The sequence below is a fragment of the Azospirillum baldaniorum genome (assembly GCF_003119195.2).
Classification (GTDB): domain Bacteria; phylum Pseudomonadota; class Alphaproteobacteria; order Azospirillales; family Azospirillaceae; genus Azospirillum; species Azospirillum baldaniorum.
Genome location: NZ_CP022260.1, coordinates 155,386 through 173,201, shown reverse-complemented (window position 1 = coordinate 173,201; position 17,816 = coordinate 155,386). Strand labels below are relative to the sequence as shown.

Genomic DNA, 17,816 nt, shown 5'->3' with positions numbered 1-17,816 from the left:
CTGTTGACCTTCAGCTAATGCGTCGCCGTGGCGGCGTCGAGAGCGAGATTGAGCCGGAGCACGTTGACCACCGGCTCCGCCAGCGGCCCCAGCAGCGACGGCTCGGTGTTCATGGTGACCAGGGCGCTGACTTGGGCCTCCGACAGGCCGCGGGCGCGGGCGACACGGGGGACCTGGAAATCGGCGGCGGCGAGCGACAGATGCGGGTCGAGGCCACTGGCCGAGGTCGTCACCAGCTCGACCGGCACCGGAGCTTTGGGTTTCTCGGCCTTCAGCCGCTCCGTCTCCGCGCGCACCCGGTCGGCCAGCGCCTGGGCGGTCGGGCCGAGGTTGGAGCCGCCGGAGGCCGCGGCGTTGTAGGGCGCCGGCACGCTCTTCGACGGGTCGGACGGGTCCGGCCCCAGCGTGGCGGAGGGCCGCCCGTGAAAATAGCCCTCCCCGGTGAAGCCCTGGCCGATCAGGACGGAGCCGACGACCGTCCCGTCCCGCTCGATCAGGCTGCCGTTGGCCTGATGAGGAAAGACGGCCTGGGCGATTCCGGTGACGGCCAGCGGGTAGATCAGCCCGGTCACCACGGTCAGCGCGGCGATCATGACGAGGGCGGGACGCAGTTCCTTCAGCATGGCAGGGTCCTCACACGAGTCCGATGGCGGTGACGAGCAGATCGATCAGCTTGATCCCGACGAAGGGCACGATCAGGCCGCCCAGCCCGTAGATCAGCAGGTTCCGGCGCAGCAGCCGGGCCGCGCCCACCGCGCGGTAGGCGACGCCGCGCAGCGCCAGCGGGATCAGCGCGACGATGATCAGCGCGTTGAAGATGATCGCCGACAGGATGGCGCTCTCCGGGCTGGCCAGCCCCATCACGTTCAAGGCGCCCAGCTGCGGGTAGAAGGCCAGGAACATGGCGGGGATGATGGCGAAGTACTTCGCCACGTCGTTGGCGATGGAGAAGGTGGTCAGCGCGCCGCGGGTCATCAGCAGCTGCTTGCCGATCTCCACGATCTCGATCAGCTTGGTCGGATCGCTGTCCAGATCGACCATGTTGCCGGCCTCGCGGGCGGCGACGGTGCCGGTGTTCATCGCCACGCCGACGTCGGCCTGGGCCAGCGCCGGGGCGTCGTTGGTGCCGTCGCCGCACATGGCGACCAGCTTGCCCCGCGCCTGCTCGTCGCGGATCAGCCGCAGCTTCATCTCCGGCGTCGCCTGGGCCAGGAAATCGTCCACCCCGGCCTCCGCCGCGATGGCGGCGGCGGTCATGGCGTTGTCGCCGGTGATCATCACCGTCTTGATGCCCATCTGGCGCAGCGCCGCGAAGCGCTCCCGGATGCCGCCCTTGACGATGTCCTTCAGATGGATGACGCCGAGCAGCCGGCCGTCGCGGGCGACGGCCAGCGGCGTGCCGCCGGACTTGGCGACGCGCTCCGCGATGGCCTGGACCTCGCGCACCGCCGCCTCCAGGGCGGGATCGGGGCGCAGCGCGGTGACGGTGTTGCCCTGGTGGGCGATGCCCTGCCCGAGGGTCCGCACATGGGCCAGCACGGCGTCCACCGCACCCTTGCGGATCGTCACACCGTCGCTGTCGATACCGCTCAGCCGCGTCTGGGCGGTGAAGGGCACGAACTGGGCGTGCAGCCCGGCCATGTCACGGGCACGGATGCCGTATTTCTCCTTCGCCAGCACGACGATGGAGCGGCCCTCCGGCGTCTCGTCGGCCAGCGAGGCGAGTTGGGCGGCGTCGGCGAGATCGCGGTCGGCCACGCCGGAAATCGGCAGGAACTCCGCCGCCTGCCGGTTGCCGAGCGTGATCGTGCCGGTCTTGTCGAGCAGCAGCGTGTCCACGTCGCCCGCCGCCTCCACCGCCCGGCCTGACATGGCGAGCACGTTGAAGCGCACCAGCCGATCCATGCCGGCGATGCCGATGGCCGACAGCAGCGCGCCGATGGTGGTGGGAATCAGCGTGACGAACAGCGCCGCCAGCACCAGCACCCCCACCGATCCGCCGGCGTAGGCGGCGAAGCTGGGGATGGTCGCCACGGCGATGACGAAGATGACCGTCATGCCGGCCAGCAGGATGTTCAGCGCGATCTCGTTGGGCGTCTTCTGCCGCTGCGCGCCCTCGACCAGCCCGATCATGCGGTCGAGGAAGGTGTTGCCCTGGGCGGCGGTGATCCGCACCTTGATCCAGTCGGAAATCACCTGCGTGCCGCCGGTCACCGCGGAGCGGTCGCCGCCGGATTCACGGACGACCGGGGCGGATTCGCCGGTGATCGCCGCCTCGTTGACGCTGGCCACACCCTCCACCACCTCGCCATCGGAGGGGATGAGGTCACCCGCCTCCACCAGAACGAGGTCGCCGGGCTTCAGGAGGGTGGCCGGAACGCTCTCCCAGCCCTCGCCCGCCAGCCGCTTGGCGGTGGTCTCCGTGCGGGTGCGGCGCAGGCTGGCCGCCTGGGCCTTGCCGCGGCCCTCCGCCACCGCCTCCGCGAAATTGGCGAAGAGCAGGGTGAACCACAGCCAGAGCACGATCTGCAGGGAGAAGCCGATCCCCCCGGCGCCGGTCAGCCCAGCGCCAGTCAGGAGGTCGCGCAGGAACAGCAGCGTGGTCAGCGCCGCCACCACTTCCACGCAGAACATCACCGGGTTGCGGGCCATCAGCCGCGGGTCGAGCTTGCGGACGGAGCCGGCGACGGCGGGCAGGAGGATGGCCGGGTCCAGCAGCGTGGAGGCCGGAGTCCGGGTGGCGGTTTTCGAATGGGTGTCCATGGATGGTCCCCGGTCAGAAGAGGAGGCCGGCGCGCATCGCCAGATGCTCGGCCACCGGGCCGAGGGCGAGCGCCGGGAAGAAGGTCAGGCCGCCGACGATCAGGATGACGCCGGCCAGCAGCCCGACGAACAGGCCGCCATGGGTCGGGAAGGTGCCGGCCGAGGCCGCGCTGCGCGTCTTGGCGGCGAGCGAGCCGGCGACCGCCAGCATCGGCACGATGACCAGGAAGCGGCCCACCAGCATTCCGGCAGCCAGCGTCAGGTTGTACCAGAGCGTGTTGCCCGACAGCCCGCCGAAGGCGCTGCCGTTGTTGGCCGCCGCCGAGACGTAGGCGTAGAGCGCTTCCGAGAAGCCGTGCGGGCCGGCGTTGGCGAGCGAGGCGAGGCCGCTGTCCAGCACCACGGCGAAGGCGGTGCCGCCCAGCATCATCAAGGGCAGGCAGAGGACGGCGAGCATGGTCATCTTGACCTCCTTCGCCTCCAGCTTCTTGCCCAGATACTCCGGCGTGCGCCCGACCATCAGCCCGGCGACGAACATGGTGACGATGGCGAACAGCAGCATGCCGTAGAGGCCGGCCCCGACGCCGCCGACGATGATCTCGCCCAGCATCATGTTGACCATCGGCACCATGCCGCCCAGTGGCATGAAGCTGTCGTGCATGGCGTTGACCGCGCCGCAGGAGGCTGCCGTGGTCACCGCGGCGAACAGGGCGCTCATGGCGATGCCGAAGCGGGTCTCCTTGCCCTCCATGTTGCCGGCGGCGTTGTCCAGCCCGAGGGCGGCGAAGGCCGGGTTGCCCTGGGCTTCCGCCCAATAGACGGCGGCGACGCCGATAAAAAACAGCAGGCCCATGGCGGCCAGGATGGCCCAGCCCTGCCGCTCGTCGCCGGCCATGCGCCCGAACAGGTTGGTCAGCCCGGCGCCGATGGCGAAGATCGACAGCATCTGCACCAGATTGGTCAGGGCGTTCGGATTCTCGAAAGGATGGGCGGAGTTGGCGTTGAAGAAGCCGCCGCCGTTGGTGCCCAGCATCTTGATCGCCTCCTGCGAAGCGACGGGGCCGAGCGCGATGGTCTGCCGGGCGCCCTCCAGCGTGGTGGCGTCCACCGTCCCGGCCAGCGTCTGCGGCACGCCCTGCCAGACCAGGAACAGCGCGTAGAGCAGGCTGAGCGGCAGCAGCAGGTAGAGCGTGCCGCGGGTCAGGTCGGTCCAGAAATTGCCCACCGTCCGCGCCCCGGTGCGGGTGAAGCCGCGGACCAGAGCCACGGCCAGCGCGATGCCGGTCGCCGCCGACACGAAGTTCTGCACGGTCAGCCCGGCCATTTGCACGAGATGGCTCATCGTGCTTTCGCCGCCGTAATTCTGCCAGTTGGTGTTGGTGACGAAGCTGGCGGCGGTGTTGAAGGCGAGGTCGGCGGGCACCGCCGCCATGCCGGTGGGGTTCAGGGGCAGGACGCCCTGCAGGCGCTGCAGCGCGTAGAGCAGCAGCAGGCCGGCGACGTTGAACAGCAGCATGGCGACGGCGTAGGTCACCCAATGCTGCTCCGCCTTCACGTCCACCCCGGCCAAGCGGTAGAGCCCGCGCTCGACGGGGCCGAGCAGCGGCGACAGCAGCGTGCGCTCCCCGTTGAACAGCCGCGTCATATAGCCGCCGAGCGGGCGCGCCACGGCGGCCACGAGGGCGGCGAAGAGCAGGATGTTGATCCAGCCGCTGACGGTCATGGGAGTCTCCTCAGAACCGTTCGGGGCGGATCAGGGCGTACACGAGGTAGCCCAGCAGCCCGGCGGCGACGAGGCCGCCGAGCGCGTAATCGACGAACATGGCCCGCCCTCCCTCACAAGCGGTCGCAAGCGTGCACATAGGCGATGGACGCAGCGAAGAAGGCCGCGGTGATCGCCAGCGCGATGATGTCCAGCATGGTTGCCTCCGGGGCGCGTCCGGACAGCCGGACGCGCGTCAGCGTGGATCGGATGCCGGCACGGCTGTGTCCGGCACGATCAGGCTGCGCCCGATGGGCGTATAGATTCGAGGGGGGTGGTGGGGGGTGGAGAATATAGGGCGCGTATACGAGGGGAAGGTAAAGTACTTGAAATGGTGAGGTTCTCTCCCCCACCCCGGCCCTCCCCCGCTGCGCAGGGGAGGGAGATGATCGCGAAGCGGCGGCAGTCCCCTCCCCTGCGACAGCGGGGGAGGGTTAGGGTGGGGGCACCGTCAGCACAGCGACACGTCACCTCACCCGCCCGGCGTTTCCTCCATCCGGCGGAGAAGCAAATCGCACGGTCCCTGGAGATGCTCCCGCATCAGGAACTCCACGCGCCCGCTCTGGCGGCGGGCGATGGCGTCGAGGATGCGGCGGTGCTCCTCGTTGTACTGGCGCAGGGTGGGACCGTCCTTCTCCATCTCCAGGACGTCGTAGATCTTCGGGACCCGGTAGACGGTCTGGAAGGAGCGGTTGAACAGCCCGCTCGGCACCAGCCCCATCAGGGTGGTGTGGAAGCGCTGGTTCAGCAGGCGCCACTGCTCCAGCGCCTCCCCCTCCAGCGGGCTGTCGCCGGCAATCAGCGCCTCGGCGCGGTCGAGGCCGTTGCGCAGCGCCCGCTCCACGTCGAGCGGCAGGCCGCGCTCCGCCACGATGCGGCAGCCGTGCCCCTCCAGGAGGCTGCGCATCTCATAGCTCTCCAGCAGGTCGCGCCGGGTGAACTGGCGCACCGTGTAGCCGCGGTTGGTCTCGTAAGTGACCAGCCCTTCCCGCTCGGCCGCCACCAGCGCCTCGCGGATCGGGGTCCGCGACACGCCGAACTGGGCGGCCAGTTCCGCCTCCTTCAGCTTGGTGCCGGGGAGCAGCTTGCCCTCCAGCACCCGGTTGCGCAGGGCGGTCATGATGGAGCCGACCTGCTCGGACCGGACGGTCCCGGTCGCCTTCTCATCGCTGAACGGGGTCACGGTGTCCTCCGGCCGGGGCTTCGGGCACCGGCGGTTGGAAAATGGCGGGGCAAGGGATTGCGTTCTATCGGCGGCGCAGGAATCGCACAAGCAGAACGCTCATCAGGATTGTCCCGAACAGCCGCAGCGTCTGCAAGGTGAGGATGAAGGGCACGTCGGCGGCGCTGCCCAACGCCACCACCGTCACCGAGTCCAACCCGCCGGGGCTGGTCGCCAGATAGGCGGTCAGCGGGTCCTTGCCGGTCAGCGTGACCAGCAGCCAGGCGGAGCCGAGCGACATCGCCACCAGACCGAAGGTGGACAGCAGCATCAGCGGCACCGACGCCACCAGATCGCGCAGCAGTTCCCGCCGGAAGCGCAGGCCGGTCGTCCAGCCGATGATCGTGAAGGCGACGGCGATCAGCCAGGACGGCGAGTCCAGCACCACCAGCCCGGTCATGTTGAGCGTGCCGCCGAGCAGGATCGGCCCCAGCAGCGGCCCCGCCGGAAGCCGTGTCACGGTCCCGGCCCAGCCGCCGGCCAGCGCGACCGCCACCAGCGCCAGCGTCGAGGCGACGGAGGCCGATGGCGCGGGAACGGCGCCGGGAACGGCGCCCGGAACGGCGATTGGCACGGGAACGCTGCCCAGCAGGAAATGGCAGACCAGCGAGGCCAGGACGACGACCACGATCACCCGCAGATACTGCATGACGGCGACAAAGCGCGGATCGCCGCCGAAATCGCCGGCCATGGCAATCATCGCCGGGGCGGCGCCCGGCATGGTCCCCCACAGGGCGGTGCCGCCGGGAAAGCGGCCCGACCGCTCCAGCAGCCAGCCGACCAGCACCGCGCCGGCCAACATCGTGGACAGCGCCATCAGCATGGGGAACCAGTGCAGCGCCACGTCGTGCAGGATGGTCACGTCCATGGACCGGGCGACGACGCCCCCCGTCAGCGCCTGGGCCAGCCAGGAGAAGCGCTTGGGCAGCTCGATCGAGGCGCCGCGCACCCCCAGCAGGATCGCCGCCGCCATCGGGCCGAGCAACGTCGCGCCGGGAAGGCCGGCCACCATGAACAGGGCGGTGAACAGGAGGGTCGCCCCCACCAGCAGGCACCACTGGAGGGGATTGGAAAGGGGCATCATGTCGGCAGATTGTTCAGGGGCGCGCCCGCCGGTCGGCCGCGGACGCGCCACCGCTCCATACAGTTCGGATGGGGTCAGAGGCGGTTGGGAGGGATCAGGCGGCCACGGCCTCGGCCTGTTTCTTGACGTAGGCCATCACCTCCGCCACCGGCAGCACGTCGCCGTACTTGGCGTTCATGTCGAACAGGGCGGAATCGTGCGGGGCCTGGTGGCGGTCGCCCACGCATTCGGCGGGGACGATGACGCGGAAGCCGTGGGACACCGCGTCCACCGCCGTCGCCCGCACGCAGCCGCTGGTCGAGCAGCCGGTGAGGATCACCGTGTCGCACTCCATCACGCGCAGCATGGTGCTGAGCGGCGTGCCGAAGAAGGCGGAGGAATGGTGCTTGACCAGCACGACGTCCTGCGGCTCCGGCGTCACGCGGGCGTCGAACTCGGCCAGCGGGTTGTCGGCGGTGAAGGCGCGCAACGCCGGGATCTTCTTCACGAACATGCCGCCCTCGGTCCCGGCCGCGTCATAGACGACCTTGGTGTAGATGACCGGCAGGCCGGCGCGGCGGGCGGCGGCGTAGAGCGGCACGCTGGCGATCGTCGCGTCCACCACCCCCTGCCCGAAGAAGGGGGCGCCGGGCTGGGTGTAGAAGTCGATGAAGTCGATGGAGATGATGGCGGCCTTCCGCCCGAAGCCGATCCGGTTCTGGAAGACGCCGGAATAGTTGTCCTTGAGTTCGTCGGTGACGCTGAACATGGGGGTGATCCTTAAGCCGATTGCAGGGGGCCGATTACAGGGTGATGGGACGGATGGGCGGATAGCCGATGTCCTGGAGGACCGCCGTGGCGACCTCGGACCGGGTTTCCGGTGTTTCGGGGAAGTGGCAGGCGACTTGATCGGTGCCGCCGCAGGCCTTCAACGCGGGCTGGTCGATCAGGCAGGCGCGCGGCAGCAGGGCGTCGCCGCTGCGCTCGGTGGGCACGCCGCCCGCCGCGGCGACCAGCCGCGCCCGATAGCAGCGCGGGTGGAAGCGGCAGCCCGGCGGCACGTTGGTGGCCGAGCCGATCTCGCCCATCGTCACCGAGGTGCGGCGTCGGTTGCGCATCCGCACGTCGGCGATGGGCACCGCCGCCAGCAGCGAGACGGTGTAGGGATGCAGCGGCCGGCGGTAGAGGTTGTCGCGCTCCGCCATCTCCACGACCTTGCCGAGATACATCACGGCGATGCGGTGGCTGACGTGGCGGACCACCGCCAGATCGTGGGCGATGAACAGGTAGGACAGCCCGCGTTCCCGCTGGATGCGCTGGAGCAGGTTGATGATCTGCGCCTGGATCGACACGTCGAGCGCCGACACCGGCTCGTCCAGCACCAGGATCTTGGGGTCGAGCGTCAGGGCGCGGGCGATGCCGATGCGCTGGCGCTGGCCGCCGGAGAACTGGTGCGGGTAGCGGTCGGCGTGCGAGGGGTCGAGCCCGACGAGGCTCATCACCCCGGCCACCTTCTGCGGCCCGTCGCTGTCCCACAGGCCATGGACCTTCAGCGGTTCGGCGATGCTCTGGCCGATGGTGACGCGGGGGTCGAGCGATCCGTAGGGGTCCTGGAAGACCATCTGGATGTCGCGCCGCATCGCCTGCATCTCGGCCTTCGACACGCCGGTCACGTCGCGCCCGTCGACCAGCAGGCGTCCGCTGGTCGGCTCGACCAGCCGCAGGGCGAGGCGGCCCAGCGTGCTCTTGCCGCTGCCGCTCTCGCCGACGAGGCCGAGGGTTTCGCCGGCGCGGATGGTCAGCGACACGCCGTCCACCGCCCGCACCGCCTTGCCGGCCGACTTGAACAGGCCGCCGCGGCGGGTGAAGACGCGGGTGGCGTCGACGAGTTCCAGGGCCGGAGGCGGTGCGGAGAGGGTGTCGCTCATCGGGTGGCCTCCTTCCGGTCGGGCAGGTCTTCGTGGAAACAGGCGCTGCGGTGGCCGGAGCGGTCGCCGGCCAGCGGCAGCGGCCGCCGGGTGCAGCAGTCCGCCCGCCCGCGGCCGACCGTGCAGCGCGGCTCGAAGGCGCAGCCGGGCGGCAGGCGGGCGACGTTGGGCGGCTGGCCCTCGATGGCCGGAAGCTCCTCGTCCACCGGTCCGTCGAGGCGGGGGATGCTGCGGAACAGCGCGCGGGTGTAGGGATGGCGGGGCCTGGTGAACACCTCCTCCATGGAGCCGGTCTCGACCAGCCGCCCGGCGTACATCACCGCCACGTCGTCGGCGTATTTGGCGACCAGCCCCAGATCGTGGGTGATGAGCACCAGCGCCATGCCGGTCTCCGCCTGGAGGTCGGCGAGCAGGTCGAGGATCTGCGCCTGCACCGTCACGTCGAGCGCCGTGGTCGGCTCGTCGGCGATCAGGATCTTCGGCGACAGGGCGATGGCCATGGCGATCAGCACGCGCTGGCGCTGCCCGCCGCTGAGCTGGTGCGGGTAGTCGTCCACCCGCCGCGCCGGGTCGGGGATCTGGACGCGGGCCAGCAGCTCGATGGCGCGGGCGCGGGCGGCGGTCCGGCCGATGCGCTGGTGCGCCCGCAGCACCTCAACGATCTGCTCGCCGATGGTGAAGACGGGGTTCAGCGCGGTCAGCGGGTCCTGGAAGATCATCGAAATGACCGCCCCGCGCAGGCGGCGCAGCCGCTCCGGCGGCTGGTGCAGGATGTCGGCGCCGTCGATCCGCACCTCGCCGCGGCGGACGCGGCCCGGTGCCGCGACGAGGCCCAGCGCCGACAGGAAGGTCATCGACTTGCCCGATCCGGACTCGCCAACCACCGCCAGCGTGCCGCCGGCCCGCACGGCGAGCGACACGCCGTCGATGACGGTGACCGGACCGTCGTCGCCGGGAAAGACCGTGGTCAGGTCGCGCAGCTCCAGCGCGACCGGGCGGGGGGCCGTGGCGGGGGCGACGGGAGCCGCCGGCGCCACGGGATGAAGGTTCGGCATGGCCTTGTTTGGCATCGGGGGGATTCTCACAGCACGCGTCCGGAGGAGCGGCGCATCTGCGGGTCGAGCGTGTCGCGCAGGCCGTCCCCCAGCAGGTTCAGGGCGACCACCATCACCGCGATGCAGATCCCCGCCGACAGCGAGATCAGCGGGTTGGAGGCCAGGAAGCTCTGCCCGTCGGCGATGACGTTGCCCCAGGTCGGGGCCGGCGGCTGGACCCCGAGGCCGAGGAAGCTCAAGCCCGCTTCCGCCAGGATGGCGGTGGCGGCGCTGACCGTGGCGACCACGATCACCGGCGGCAGGCTGTTCGGCACGACGTGCAGGAAGAGCAGCCGCATCGTGCCCATGCCGATGGCCCGCGACGCCTCGACGTAGGTGCGCGGCTTGATGGTCAGCACGACCGCCCGCATCACCGCGGCGACCCGCGGCGTGAAGGCCAGCGCCACCGCGATGATGACCGACTCCAGCGAGGAGCCGCGCGCCGCCACCAGGGCGAGCGCCAGCAGGAAGCCGGGGAAGGCCAGCAGGATGTCGATGATCGAGACGGTCACCCGCTCGACCCAACCGCCGAAGAAGCCGGCGACCGCGCCGATCACCATCCCCAGCGACAGCGACAGAGCCATCACCGCGACGGCGACCTGGAGGGAGATGCGGGTGCCCCAGATCAGGCGGGACAGCACGTCGCGCCCGAACTGGTCGGTGCCCAGGAGATGCGCGGCCGAGGGCGGGGCCAGCGTGTTGGCGAGGTCGGTCTCAAGCGGCGACATCGGGGCGATCCAGGGGGCCGCCACCGCCACGATCAGCAGCAGGGTCAGCAGGATCACGCCGATCAGGAAGCCCGGATGGCGGAAATAGCGCATCAGGGACGACCGCCGCGCCGAAGCGGGCGCGGAAAGGGTTGCTGTGGCTGCCATGGGGTCACCGTGTGGACAGGCGCGGATCGACCAGCCCGTAGGCGAGGTCGAGCAGGCTGTTGACGAGGACGACGGCGACGGCCAGCACCAGCACGCCCGCCTGGACGAGCTGGTAGTCGCGGGCCGAGACCGCCTTCAGGATCATCGAGCCGATGCCCGGCCGGCTGAACACCACCTCGATCAGGATGGCGCTGCCCAGCGACCAGGCGAAGGTCACCCCGACGATGGCGAGGATCGGCACCAGCGCGTTCTTCAGCGCCAGCCGCCACACCACCCGGCGTTCCGGCACGCCCATGGCGCGGGCGACGCGGATGCAGTCCTGGCCCAGCACCTCCAGCATCGCCGAGCGGGTCAGGCGGGTGATGTAGGCCGCGACCGAGATGCCCAGCACCCCCGCCGGAAGCACCAGATGGTGCAGGTGGGTGAGGAACCCGCCGCCCGAGCTGGCCCCCAGCGCCGGGAACCATTTCAGCTCCTGCGAGAACAGCAGGACGGAGGCGAGGCCGAGCCAGAAGACCGGGAAGGAGATGCCGAACAGCGCCACGATCATGATGAGCATGTCGCTCCACGATCCCTGCCGCTCCGCGGTGAGAATGCCGAGCGGGATGCCGATCGCCACCGCCACCGCGAGGCCGGCGAAGGCCAGGATCGCGGAGTCCGGGAGGCTGAACAGGATCTCCTCCAGCGCCGGGCGGCCGGTGACCACCGACGATCCGAAATCCCCGGTGACGGCGCGCAGCACATAGAGCCCGTACTGCACGTAGACCGGCTGGTCGAGGCCGAGCTGGGCGCGCAGCGTCGCCAGCGCCTCCTCGGTGGCGTAGTCGCCCAGCATGTACTGGGCGGGGTCGCCGGGGATCATCCGGACCAGGAAGAAGGTCACGGTCACGATGCCGAACACCGTGATCGCGAGCTGCGAGAGTTGGCGAAGAAGCCGGTCCATCGTCACGCCTCCAGCAGCGAGACCGGATAGGCGCTCATCGTGAACAGGGAGTTCTGGACGAAGCCGGAGACCTTCTTGGTGTGGGCGATGAACAGGTGGTCGGCGTAGAGCGGGATCACCGGCACGTCGCCCATCACCTTGGCCTGGATCTTCCCATAGACCTCCTTGCGGGCGGCGTCGCCCTGGGCCTGCCGGGCGGCGGCGATCATGTCTTCGATGCCCTCGTAATGGGCGGTGTTGAGGCCCGGCGGGAAGGAGGACTTGGCGAACAGCGACAGAATCGGGCTGTCCGGGTCGGGGGCGCCGACGACGCCGGTGATGCAGGTCGGCACCGTGCCCTTGTTGCGCGCCTGGAGGTAGGCGCCGCGCTCCAGCACCTTGATCTTGGCGTCGATGCCCACGGCGGCGAGGTCGCTGGCGATCGGCACGACGATCTTGTCGTAGGGGTTGGCGCCCGGCGCCACGAGGTCCAGCGTGAAGCTTCCCACCCCGGCCTCCTTGAGCAGCGCCTTGGCCTTCGCCGGGTCGTAGGGGAACAGCGGGACCTGATCGGTGAATTCCTGGAAGGAGGAGGTGAGGACGCCGCTCGCCTCCGATTTGGTGCCCTTGAAGAAGCCGTCGATCAGCGCCTTGCGGTTGATGGCGTGGTAGATCGCCTGACGCACCCGCACATCGCCCAGCGTTTTGATCGAGGTGTTGAGGACGAGGTTGATCGTGTGGTTGGCGTCGCGGTCGAGCACGGTGACCAGCCCGCCGCCCTTCAGGCGCTGGATGACCTCCGGCTGCTGCAGGCCGAAGAAGATGTCGATCTCGCCGTTCTCCAGGGCGATGGCTGCCGCCGTCTCGTCCTTGATGACGCGGAACTGCACCTCCTCGACCTTGGGCGCGCCCGCGAAATAGTCCTTGTTGGCGGACAGCTTGACCTCGCGGCCCGGCGCCCAGTTCTGGAACACGAAGGGGCCGGTGCCGATGGGGTTCAGCGCGAAGGCCTTGTCGCCGATCTCGCCCAGCGCCTTGCGGCTGACGATCCAGCCCTGGTTGAAGGCCGACACCTTATGCAGGAAGCCGGAATTCGGTTCCTTCAGCGTGATGACCACCTTGTCGGGGGACGGCGTCTCGATGGACTTGATGGAGGCGAGCTGCCCGCTGTAGCTGCTGCCGGTCTGCGGGTCGAGCACGCGCTCGAACGAGAACTTCACGTCGTCGGAGGTGAAGGGGCCGAAGCCCTTGTGCCAGGTGACGCCGCTGCGCAGGGCGAAGCTGTAGACGGTGCCGTCGCCGGAGATGTCCCAGCCGGTGGCGAGGTCGGGGACGATGGCGTTGCTCGCCTCGTCATACTTGACCAGCCCGTTGAAGATCTGGGTGGCGACCGTCTGGTTCTCGATCTGGAAGATGCGGGCGGGATCCAGGTTGCCGATGTCGCTGCCGATGCGCACCCGCAGGACCGGCGGCGCCGCCGACGCCGGCAGAGGCCAGCCGCTGCCCGCCACCAGGGCGCCGGCGGCCAGCAAAGTGCCGAACTGGCGGCGGTTGACGCCGCTCCGCTCGATCCGGCCGGCCCGTTCCTTGCGATTGATCCCGTCCATAAGCCTGCTCCTCTGTGTCAAAGATTTTACGGGCAGCGCTGAGATTTGTCCGGTCTATTTTTGCACACAATCTGCGCTGGACCCTTATGCCCGACCAAATTCGCAGGAATCGTGCCATCCTGCGGCGAGCTGTCGCAGGGCGTCTAATAATCACTTGAAATCAGCTATTTAAAGAGGCTCTTCGTGGAATTGCTTGTGAATACAGCAATATGCATATCTGCGCAAAAGGCGGGCAGAGGCGGGTTTGAAATGGTGAAACTATGGACTTTGAATGCAAAAATACCTCGTTGTATGCTGGCTGGGCGCCCACGATGCGGCGCAGCAGCGGAAGAAGGAACCTCCTGAAATGAGCGATCTTTCCATCTACGACCGCCAGGGCATCGGCAAGCCGCTCGGCTTCGGCCGCAAGTGCGCCCTCCTCATCATCGACTTCCAGATCGGTTTCACGCGTGAAGACGCCTTCGGCGGCTTCAACATCAACAGCGCCATCACCGCCACGGGGAAGTTGCTCGGACATGTTCGTCCCTTGGGCATGCCGATCGCCCACGCCTGCTTCATCGCGCCGGAGGCTCCAGGCGGCATCGGTCCGTTCGGCGAGAAGATTCCGTCGCTGCTGACCCTGACCGCCGGCTCACCCGATGTCGCCTTCGCACCGGAGGTCGCGCCGCTGCCCAACGAGTTCATCGTGCGCAAGCAGCACGCCTCGGCCTTCTTCGGCACCGCCCTGTCGTCCTGGCTGCGCGCGAACGCGGTCGACACGCTGCTGGTCACCGGCTGCACGACCTCGGGCTGCGTGCGGGCCAGCGTGATTGACGCCTCTGCCCACGGGCTGCGCCCGATCATCGTGGAGGAGTGCGTCGGCGACCGGGCGGAGGAGCCGCACCGCGCCAACCTGTTCGACATGGGCAAGAAATACGCCGACGTGATGCCGCTGGACGCGGTCATCGCCCATCTGGCGTTGGCCGACGCCGCCTGATCCGGCGGTTCCGTCCCTAAGCGCAACGAAGCGACTTCAACAGGCCGTCGCCGGAGCAGTTCGTCCGAAGCCATCCGGCACGCGAGCGGAAAGCAGCAACGCATGTCTGATCTTTCGACAACGCATCCGGCCCGGTCCGGCGGCGGCAGCCCTTCCATGCCCGGCGCCAGCGAGGCGGAGACCCGTGCCCGGCTCGCCCGCATCGAGAGCCTGAACCCGATCGTCAACGCCCTGCTGGCGGTGGACGCCGACGGGGCGATCCGCCGGGCGCGGGCGCAGGACGAGGCGCGGGCGGCGGGGGACTGGCCCGGCCTGCTGGACGGGGTGACGGTCACCGTCAAGGATTGCTTCGAACTGGCCGGAGAGACGACCAGCTACGGCTCGTCCGACCGCTTCGCCCGGATGGGGCATCGGGACGCCCCGCTGATTCGTCGCCTGCGCGACGCCGGCGCCATCCTGGTCGGGCGCAACAACCTGTCCGAATTCTGCCTGGGCTCGACGAACCAGAACGAGCATCACGGCCCCTGCCGGAACCCCTGGGACACCGGCCGGGTGCCCGGCGGGTCGAGCGGCGGGTCGGCGGCGTCGGTCGCCGCCGGGCTGTGCCGGGTCTCCATCGGCACCGACACCGGGGGCTCCATCCGCATCCCGGCGGCGCTCTGCGGGGTGGTCGGGCTGCGGCCCAGCGTCGGCCGGGTGTCGAACAGCGGCGTGATCCCGTGCAGCGTCGATTTCGACACCGTCGGCCCGCTGGCCTACTCGGTCGCCGACGTGGCGCGCGCCTTCGCCGCCATCGCCGGCTACGACCCGGAGGACCCCAATTCGGTCGACGTGCCGCTCGGCAATTTCCTGCCGGATTTGAAGGCGGGGATCGCCGGCACGCGCATCGGTCTGCCGCGCAACTTCTACTTCGACAACCTCCAGCCCGCGGTGGCGGAGCGGGTGCGCGCCGCGGCGGCGGTGCTGGAGAAGGCCGGCGCCGTCCTGGTCGACGTCACCATCGAGGACGCGGAGGTGGCGCAGGCCCGCACCGCCTTCTCCCTGCTCGTCGCCGACATGGCGCAATACCACCTCGACAAGATGGAAACCGCGCCGGAGTCCATCGGGCCGGAGGTGCTGCGCCGCCTGCAGCTCGGCCTGCCGGTGTCGGGCGTGCAGTACGCGGACTCGCGGCGCTGGCTGGCCTCCTGGAAGCTGCGGTTCCGCGCGCTGTTCGAGCGGGTGGACCTGATCCTCACCCCGACCACCTCCATCACGGCGCCGCGCATCTACGACAGCGCCGACATGATCGAGGCGACGCGGGCGGTCAGCCGCTTCACCTACGGCTTCGGCGCGCTCGGCCTGCCCGCCATGTCGGTGCCCTGCGGCTTCGACGGCGACGGGATGCCGGTGGGCCTGCAGATCGTCGGGCGCTGGTTCGACGAGCCGCTAGTCTTCCGCGCCGGGGCGGCCTTCCAGGCGGCGACCGACCACCACCGCCAGCGCCCCGCCCTACCCGCCTGATGCCTCCCGCCTGATTTCCCGAAAGGACCCGCCATGGAACCGTTCGAACTCACGGCCAGCGAGGCCGCCCACGCCATCCGCGACGGCCGACTGACCAGCGAGGCGCTGGTCCGCTCCTGCCTGGAGCGGATCGAAGACCGCGATCCGCAGGTGCGCGCCTGGATCACCGTCGATCCCGCCTTGGCGCTGGCCGCCGCGCGGGAAGCCGACAAGCGCCCCGCCGCCGGCCCGCTGCACGGCCTGCCCTTCGGCGTGAAGGACGTGATCGACACCGCCGACCTGCCGACCACCCAGAACTCGCCGATCTTCCAGGGCCACCGACCGGCCCGCGACGCCGCCTGCGTGGCCATCGCGCGCAGCGCCGGGGGAATCCTGCTGGGCAAGACCGACACGGTGGAGTTCGCCTCCGGCGGGCGCAAGGCGGCGACGCGCAACCCGGTCAACCTTGCCCACACGCCGGGCGGCTCCTCCTCCGGGTCGGGGGCGGCGGTCGGCGACCGGCATGTGCCGCTGGCCTTCGGCACCCAGACCGGCGGTTCGCACATCCGCCCCGCCGCCTTCAACGGCATCTACGGCTTCAAGCCGACCTGGGGCGTGGTCAGCCGCGAGGGGATGAAGCACTACGCGGTGTCCCTCGACACGCTCGGCTGGTACGGGCGTTCGGTCGCCGACCTCGCGCTGATGGCCGAAGCGTTCCAGCTGGAGGGCATGGGCAAGACGCCGCCGGTCACCCTGGCGGGGCTGCGCGTCGGGCTCTGCCGCTCCCCCGTCTGGTCGCGCATCGAGCCGGCGGGCGAGGCGGCGCTGCTGCTCGCCGCGAAGCGGCTGGAGGAGGCCGGCGCGGTGGTCGTGCCCTTCGAGCTGCCGGAGGATTTCTCGACGCTGGCCGAGGTGCAGGACGTGATCCGCCGCGGCGAGGGACGGGCCTCCTTCCTCGACCTTTACATCAGCGACCGCCATCGGCTGCATCCCGAGCTGGCCGACCATTGCGAGCACAACCACGGCATCACCGCGCGCACCCTGACCGAGGCCTACGACGTGGCCGACAGCTGCCGGCCGCGCTTCGCCGCCCTGTTCGAGTCCATCGACGTGATCCTGACCCCGCCCGCGCCGGGGGAAGCGCCGGAGGGGCTGCACACCACCGGCGATCACATCTTCAATTCGATCTGGACCGTGCTGCACGTCCCCTGCCTCGCCATGCCCTGCGGCCGCGGGCCGCGCGGGCTTCCGGTGGGGGTGCAGCTGGTGGCGCCGCGCTTCCAGGACGCCGCCCTGCTCGCGATGGCCGAAGCCATGGCCCCGGTGGTCGATGTGTGAGGGCGGGCGAAATCCCCTCTCCCCTCTGGGGAGAGGGTTAGGGTGAGGGGGTTGCGCTTTTGCCGAATCTACCGCCAAGCGCAACCCCCTCACCGGCCCTTCGGGCCACCCTCTCCCCAGAGGGGAGAGGGTTCATAAGCCGCGCATGCGATTGCCTGCCTACTGCCATCCGTGACTTGAAACGATGCCGCGTCCCCGGGAAACTTTCCCGGACCGGGAGGGTTGGACGGGGGCGGCGCCGCAGCCGGGCGCCCGAGCATCGGAGGAGAGGACGGATGAAGCTCGACGGGTCCTGCCACTGCGGCGCGGTGCGTTTCTCGGTGGACGCCTACGCGCCGGTCCCCTACCTGCGCTGCTACTGCTCGATCTGCCGCAAGACCGCGGGCGGGGGCGGCTACGCCATCAATCTGGGGGCCAAGGCCGACACGCTGGCGGTGACGGGGGCGGAGCACATCTCCGTCTTCCACGCCCGCATCGACGGGCAGGAAAGCCCCGGCGAGCGGCGCTTCTGCGCGCGCTGCGGCTCCGCCCTGTGGGTGAGCGACCCGCGCTGGCCGGAGTTGGTCCACCCCTTCGCCAGCGCCATCGACAGCCCCCTGCCGGAGGCGCCGGCCCACGTCCACATGATGCTGGGGTCGAAGGCCAACTGGGTGCCGGTCGAGGCCGGGCCGGGGGATGAGCGCAGTGACGACTACCCGCCGGAATCGCTGGAGGAGTGGCACCGCGCCCACGGGATGCTGGAAAGCGGGAAGCCGGACGGCGGGGCGTGAACCCCGCCGTCCGG

Annotated in this window: 16 protein-coding genes; 4 read left to right on the top strand and 12 right to left on the bottom strand. The window is 70.0% G+C overall.

From position 1 onward, the window contains the following. Positions 1-14: 14 nt before the first annotated feature. The 12 genes from kdpC to Sp245p_RS27435 all read right to left on the bottom strand — a co-directional run bounded on the left by kdpC (position 15) and on the right by Sp245p_RS27435 (position 13,236). Positions 15-623, bottom strand: coding sequence for a potassium-transporting ATPase subunit KdpC (kdpC, locus tag Sp245p_RS27495; protein WP_014242082.1), 609 nt, complete (start codon positions 621-623; stop codon positions 15-17). A 10-nt stretch (positions 624-633) separates the two neighbouring features. Beyond that, complete coding sequence (kdpB, locus tag Sp245p_RS27490) at positions 634-2,763, bottom strand: potassium-transporting ATPase subunit KdpB (protein WP_014242081.1); 2,130 nt, start codon at positions 2,761-2,763, stop codon at positions 634-636. 13 nt (positions 2,764-2,776) lie between these two features. Further along, positions 2,777-4,486, bottom strand: coding sequence for a potassium-transporting ATPase subunit KdpA (gene kdpA, locus Sp245p_RS27485; protein ID WP_014242080.1), 1,710 nt, complete (start codon positions 4,484-4,486; stop codon positions 2,777-2,779). Between the two features lie 10 nt (positions 4,487-4,496). Next, positions 4,497-4,586, bottom strand: a complete 90-nt coding sequence (locus tag Sp245p_RS27480; RefSeq protein WP_014242079.1) for a K(+)-transporting ATPase subunit F — start codon at positions 4,584-4,586, stop codon at positions 4,497-4,499. A gap of 411 nt (positions 4,587-4,997) precedes the next feature. Then, the gene (locus Sp245p_RS27470) at positions 4,998-5,708 is read right to left on the bottom strand and encodes a GntR family transcriptional regulator (RefSeq protein WP_109139088.1); all 711 of its coding nucleotides are present in this window, start codon (positions 5,706-5,708) and stop codon (positions 4,998-5,000) included. A gap of 64 nt (positions 5,709-5,772) precedes the next feature. Beyond that, a complete protein-coding gene (locus tag Sp245p_RS27465; RefSeq protein WP_109139087.1) occupies positions 5,773-6,831 on the bottom strand; it encodes an AbrB family transcriptional regulator in 1,059 nt (352 codons plus the stop codon). A gap of 94 nt (positions 6,832-6,925) precedes the next feature. After that, positions 6,926-7,579, bottom strand: coding sequence for an isochorismatase family protein (locus tag Sp245p_RS27460; RefSeq protein ID WP_014242073.1), 654 nt, complete (start codon positions 7,577-7,579; stop codon positions 6,926-6,928). Positions 7,580-7,613: 34 nt separating this feature from the next. Further along, a complete protein-coding gene (locus Sp245p_RS27455) occupies positions 7,614-8,738 on the bottom strand; it encodes an ABC transporter ATP-binding protein (RefSeq protein WP_014242072.1) in 1,125 nt (374 codons plus the stop codon). Then, positions 8,735-9,793, bottom strand: a complete 1,059-nt coding sequence (locus tag Sp245p_RS27450) for an ABC transporter ATP-binding protein (RefSeq protein WP_211101746.1) — start codon at positions 9,791-9,793, stop codon at positions 8,735-8,737. Before Sp245p_RS27450 ends, Sp245p_RS27455 begins: the two co-directional genes overlap by 4 nt. Before the next feature lie 26 nt (positions 9,794-9,819). Continuing rightward, positions 9,820-10,707 (bottom strand): ABC transporter permease, encoded by an 888-nt coding sequence (locus Sp245p_RS27445; RefSeq protein ID WP_041813140.1) that lies wholly within the window; start codon positions 10,705-10,707, stop codon positions 9,820-9,822. Between the two features lie 4 nt (positions 10,708-10,711). Next, a complete protein-coding gene (locus tag Sp245p_RS27440) occupies positions 10,712-11,650 on the bottom strand; it encodes an ABC transporter permease (RefSeq protein WP_014242069.1) in 939 nt (312 codons plus the stop codon). A 2-nt stretch (positions 11,651-11,652) separates the two neighbouring features. Continuing rightward, positions 11,653-13,236: an ABC transporter substrate-binding protein gene (locus Sp245p_RS27435; protein ID WP_014242068.1), complete on the bottom strand. Its 1,584-nt coding sequence runs from the start codon at positions 13,234-13,236 to the stop codon at positions 11,653-11,655. Between the two features lie 346 nt (positions 13,237-13,582). On the opposite strand from Sp245p_RS27435, the gene Sp245p_RS27430 reads away from it, so the two are divergent. The 4 genes from Sp245p_RS27430 (at position 13,583) to Sp245p_RS27415 (ending at position 17,802) form a co-directional block, all read left to right on the top strand. Then, positions 13,583-14,212, top strand: coding sequence for an isochorismatase family protein (locus tag Sp245p_RS27430; RefSeq protein ID WP_014242067.1), 630 nt, complete (start codon positions 13,583-13,585; stop codon positions 14,210-14,212). 156 nt (positions 14,213-14,368) lie between these two features. After that, complete coding sequence (locus Sp245p_RS27425; RefSeq protein ID WP_014242066.1) at positions 14,369-15,715, top strand: amidase; 1,347 nt, start codon at positions 14,369-14,371, stop codon at positions 15,713-15,715. A 33-nt stretch (positions 15,716-15,748) separates the two neighbouring features. Further along, positions 15,749-17,032 (top strand): amidase, encoded by a 1,284-nt coding sequence (locus Sp245p_RS27420; protein ID WP_109139085.1) that lies wholly within the window; start codon positions 15,749-15,751, stop codon positions 17,030-17,032. A gap of 275 nt (positions 17,033-17,307) precedes the next feature. After that, complete coding sequence (locus tag Sp245p_RS27415) at positions 17,308-17,802, top strand: GFA family protein (RefSeq protein ID WP_109139084.1); 495 nt, start codon at positions 17,308-17,310, stop codon at positions 17,800-17,802. Positions 17,803-17,816 lie beyond the last annotated feature (14 nt).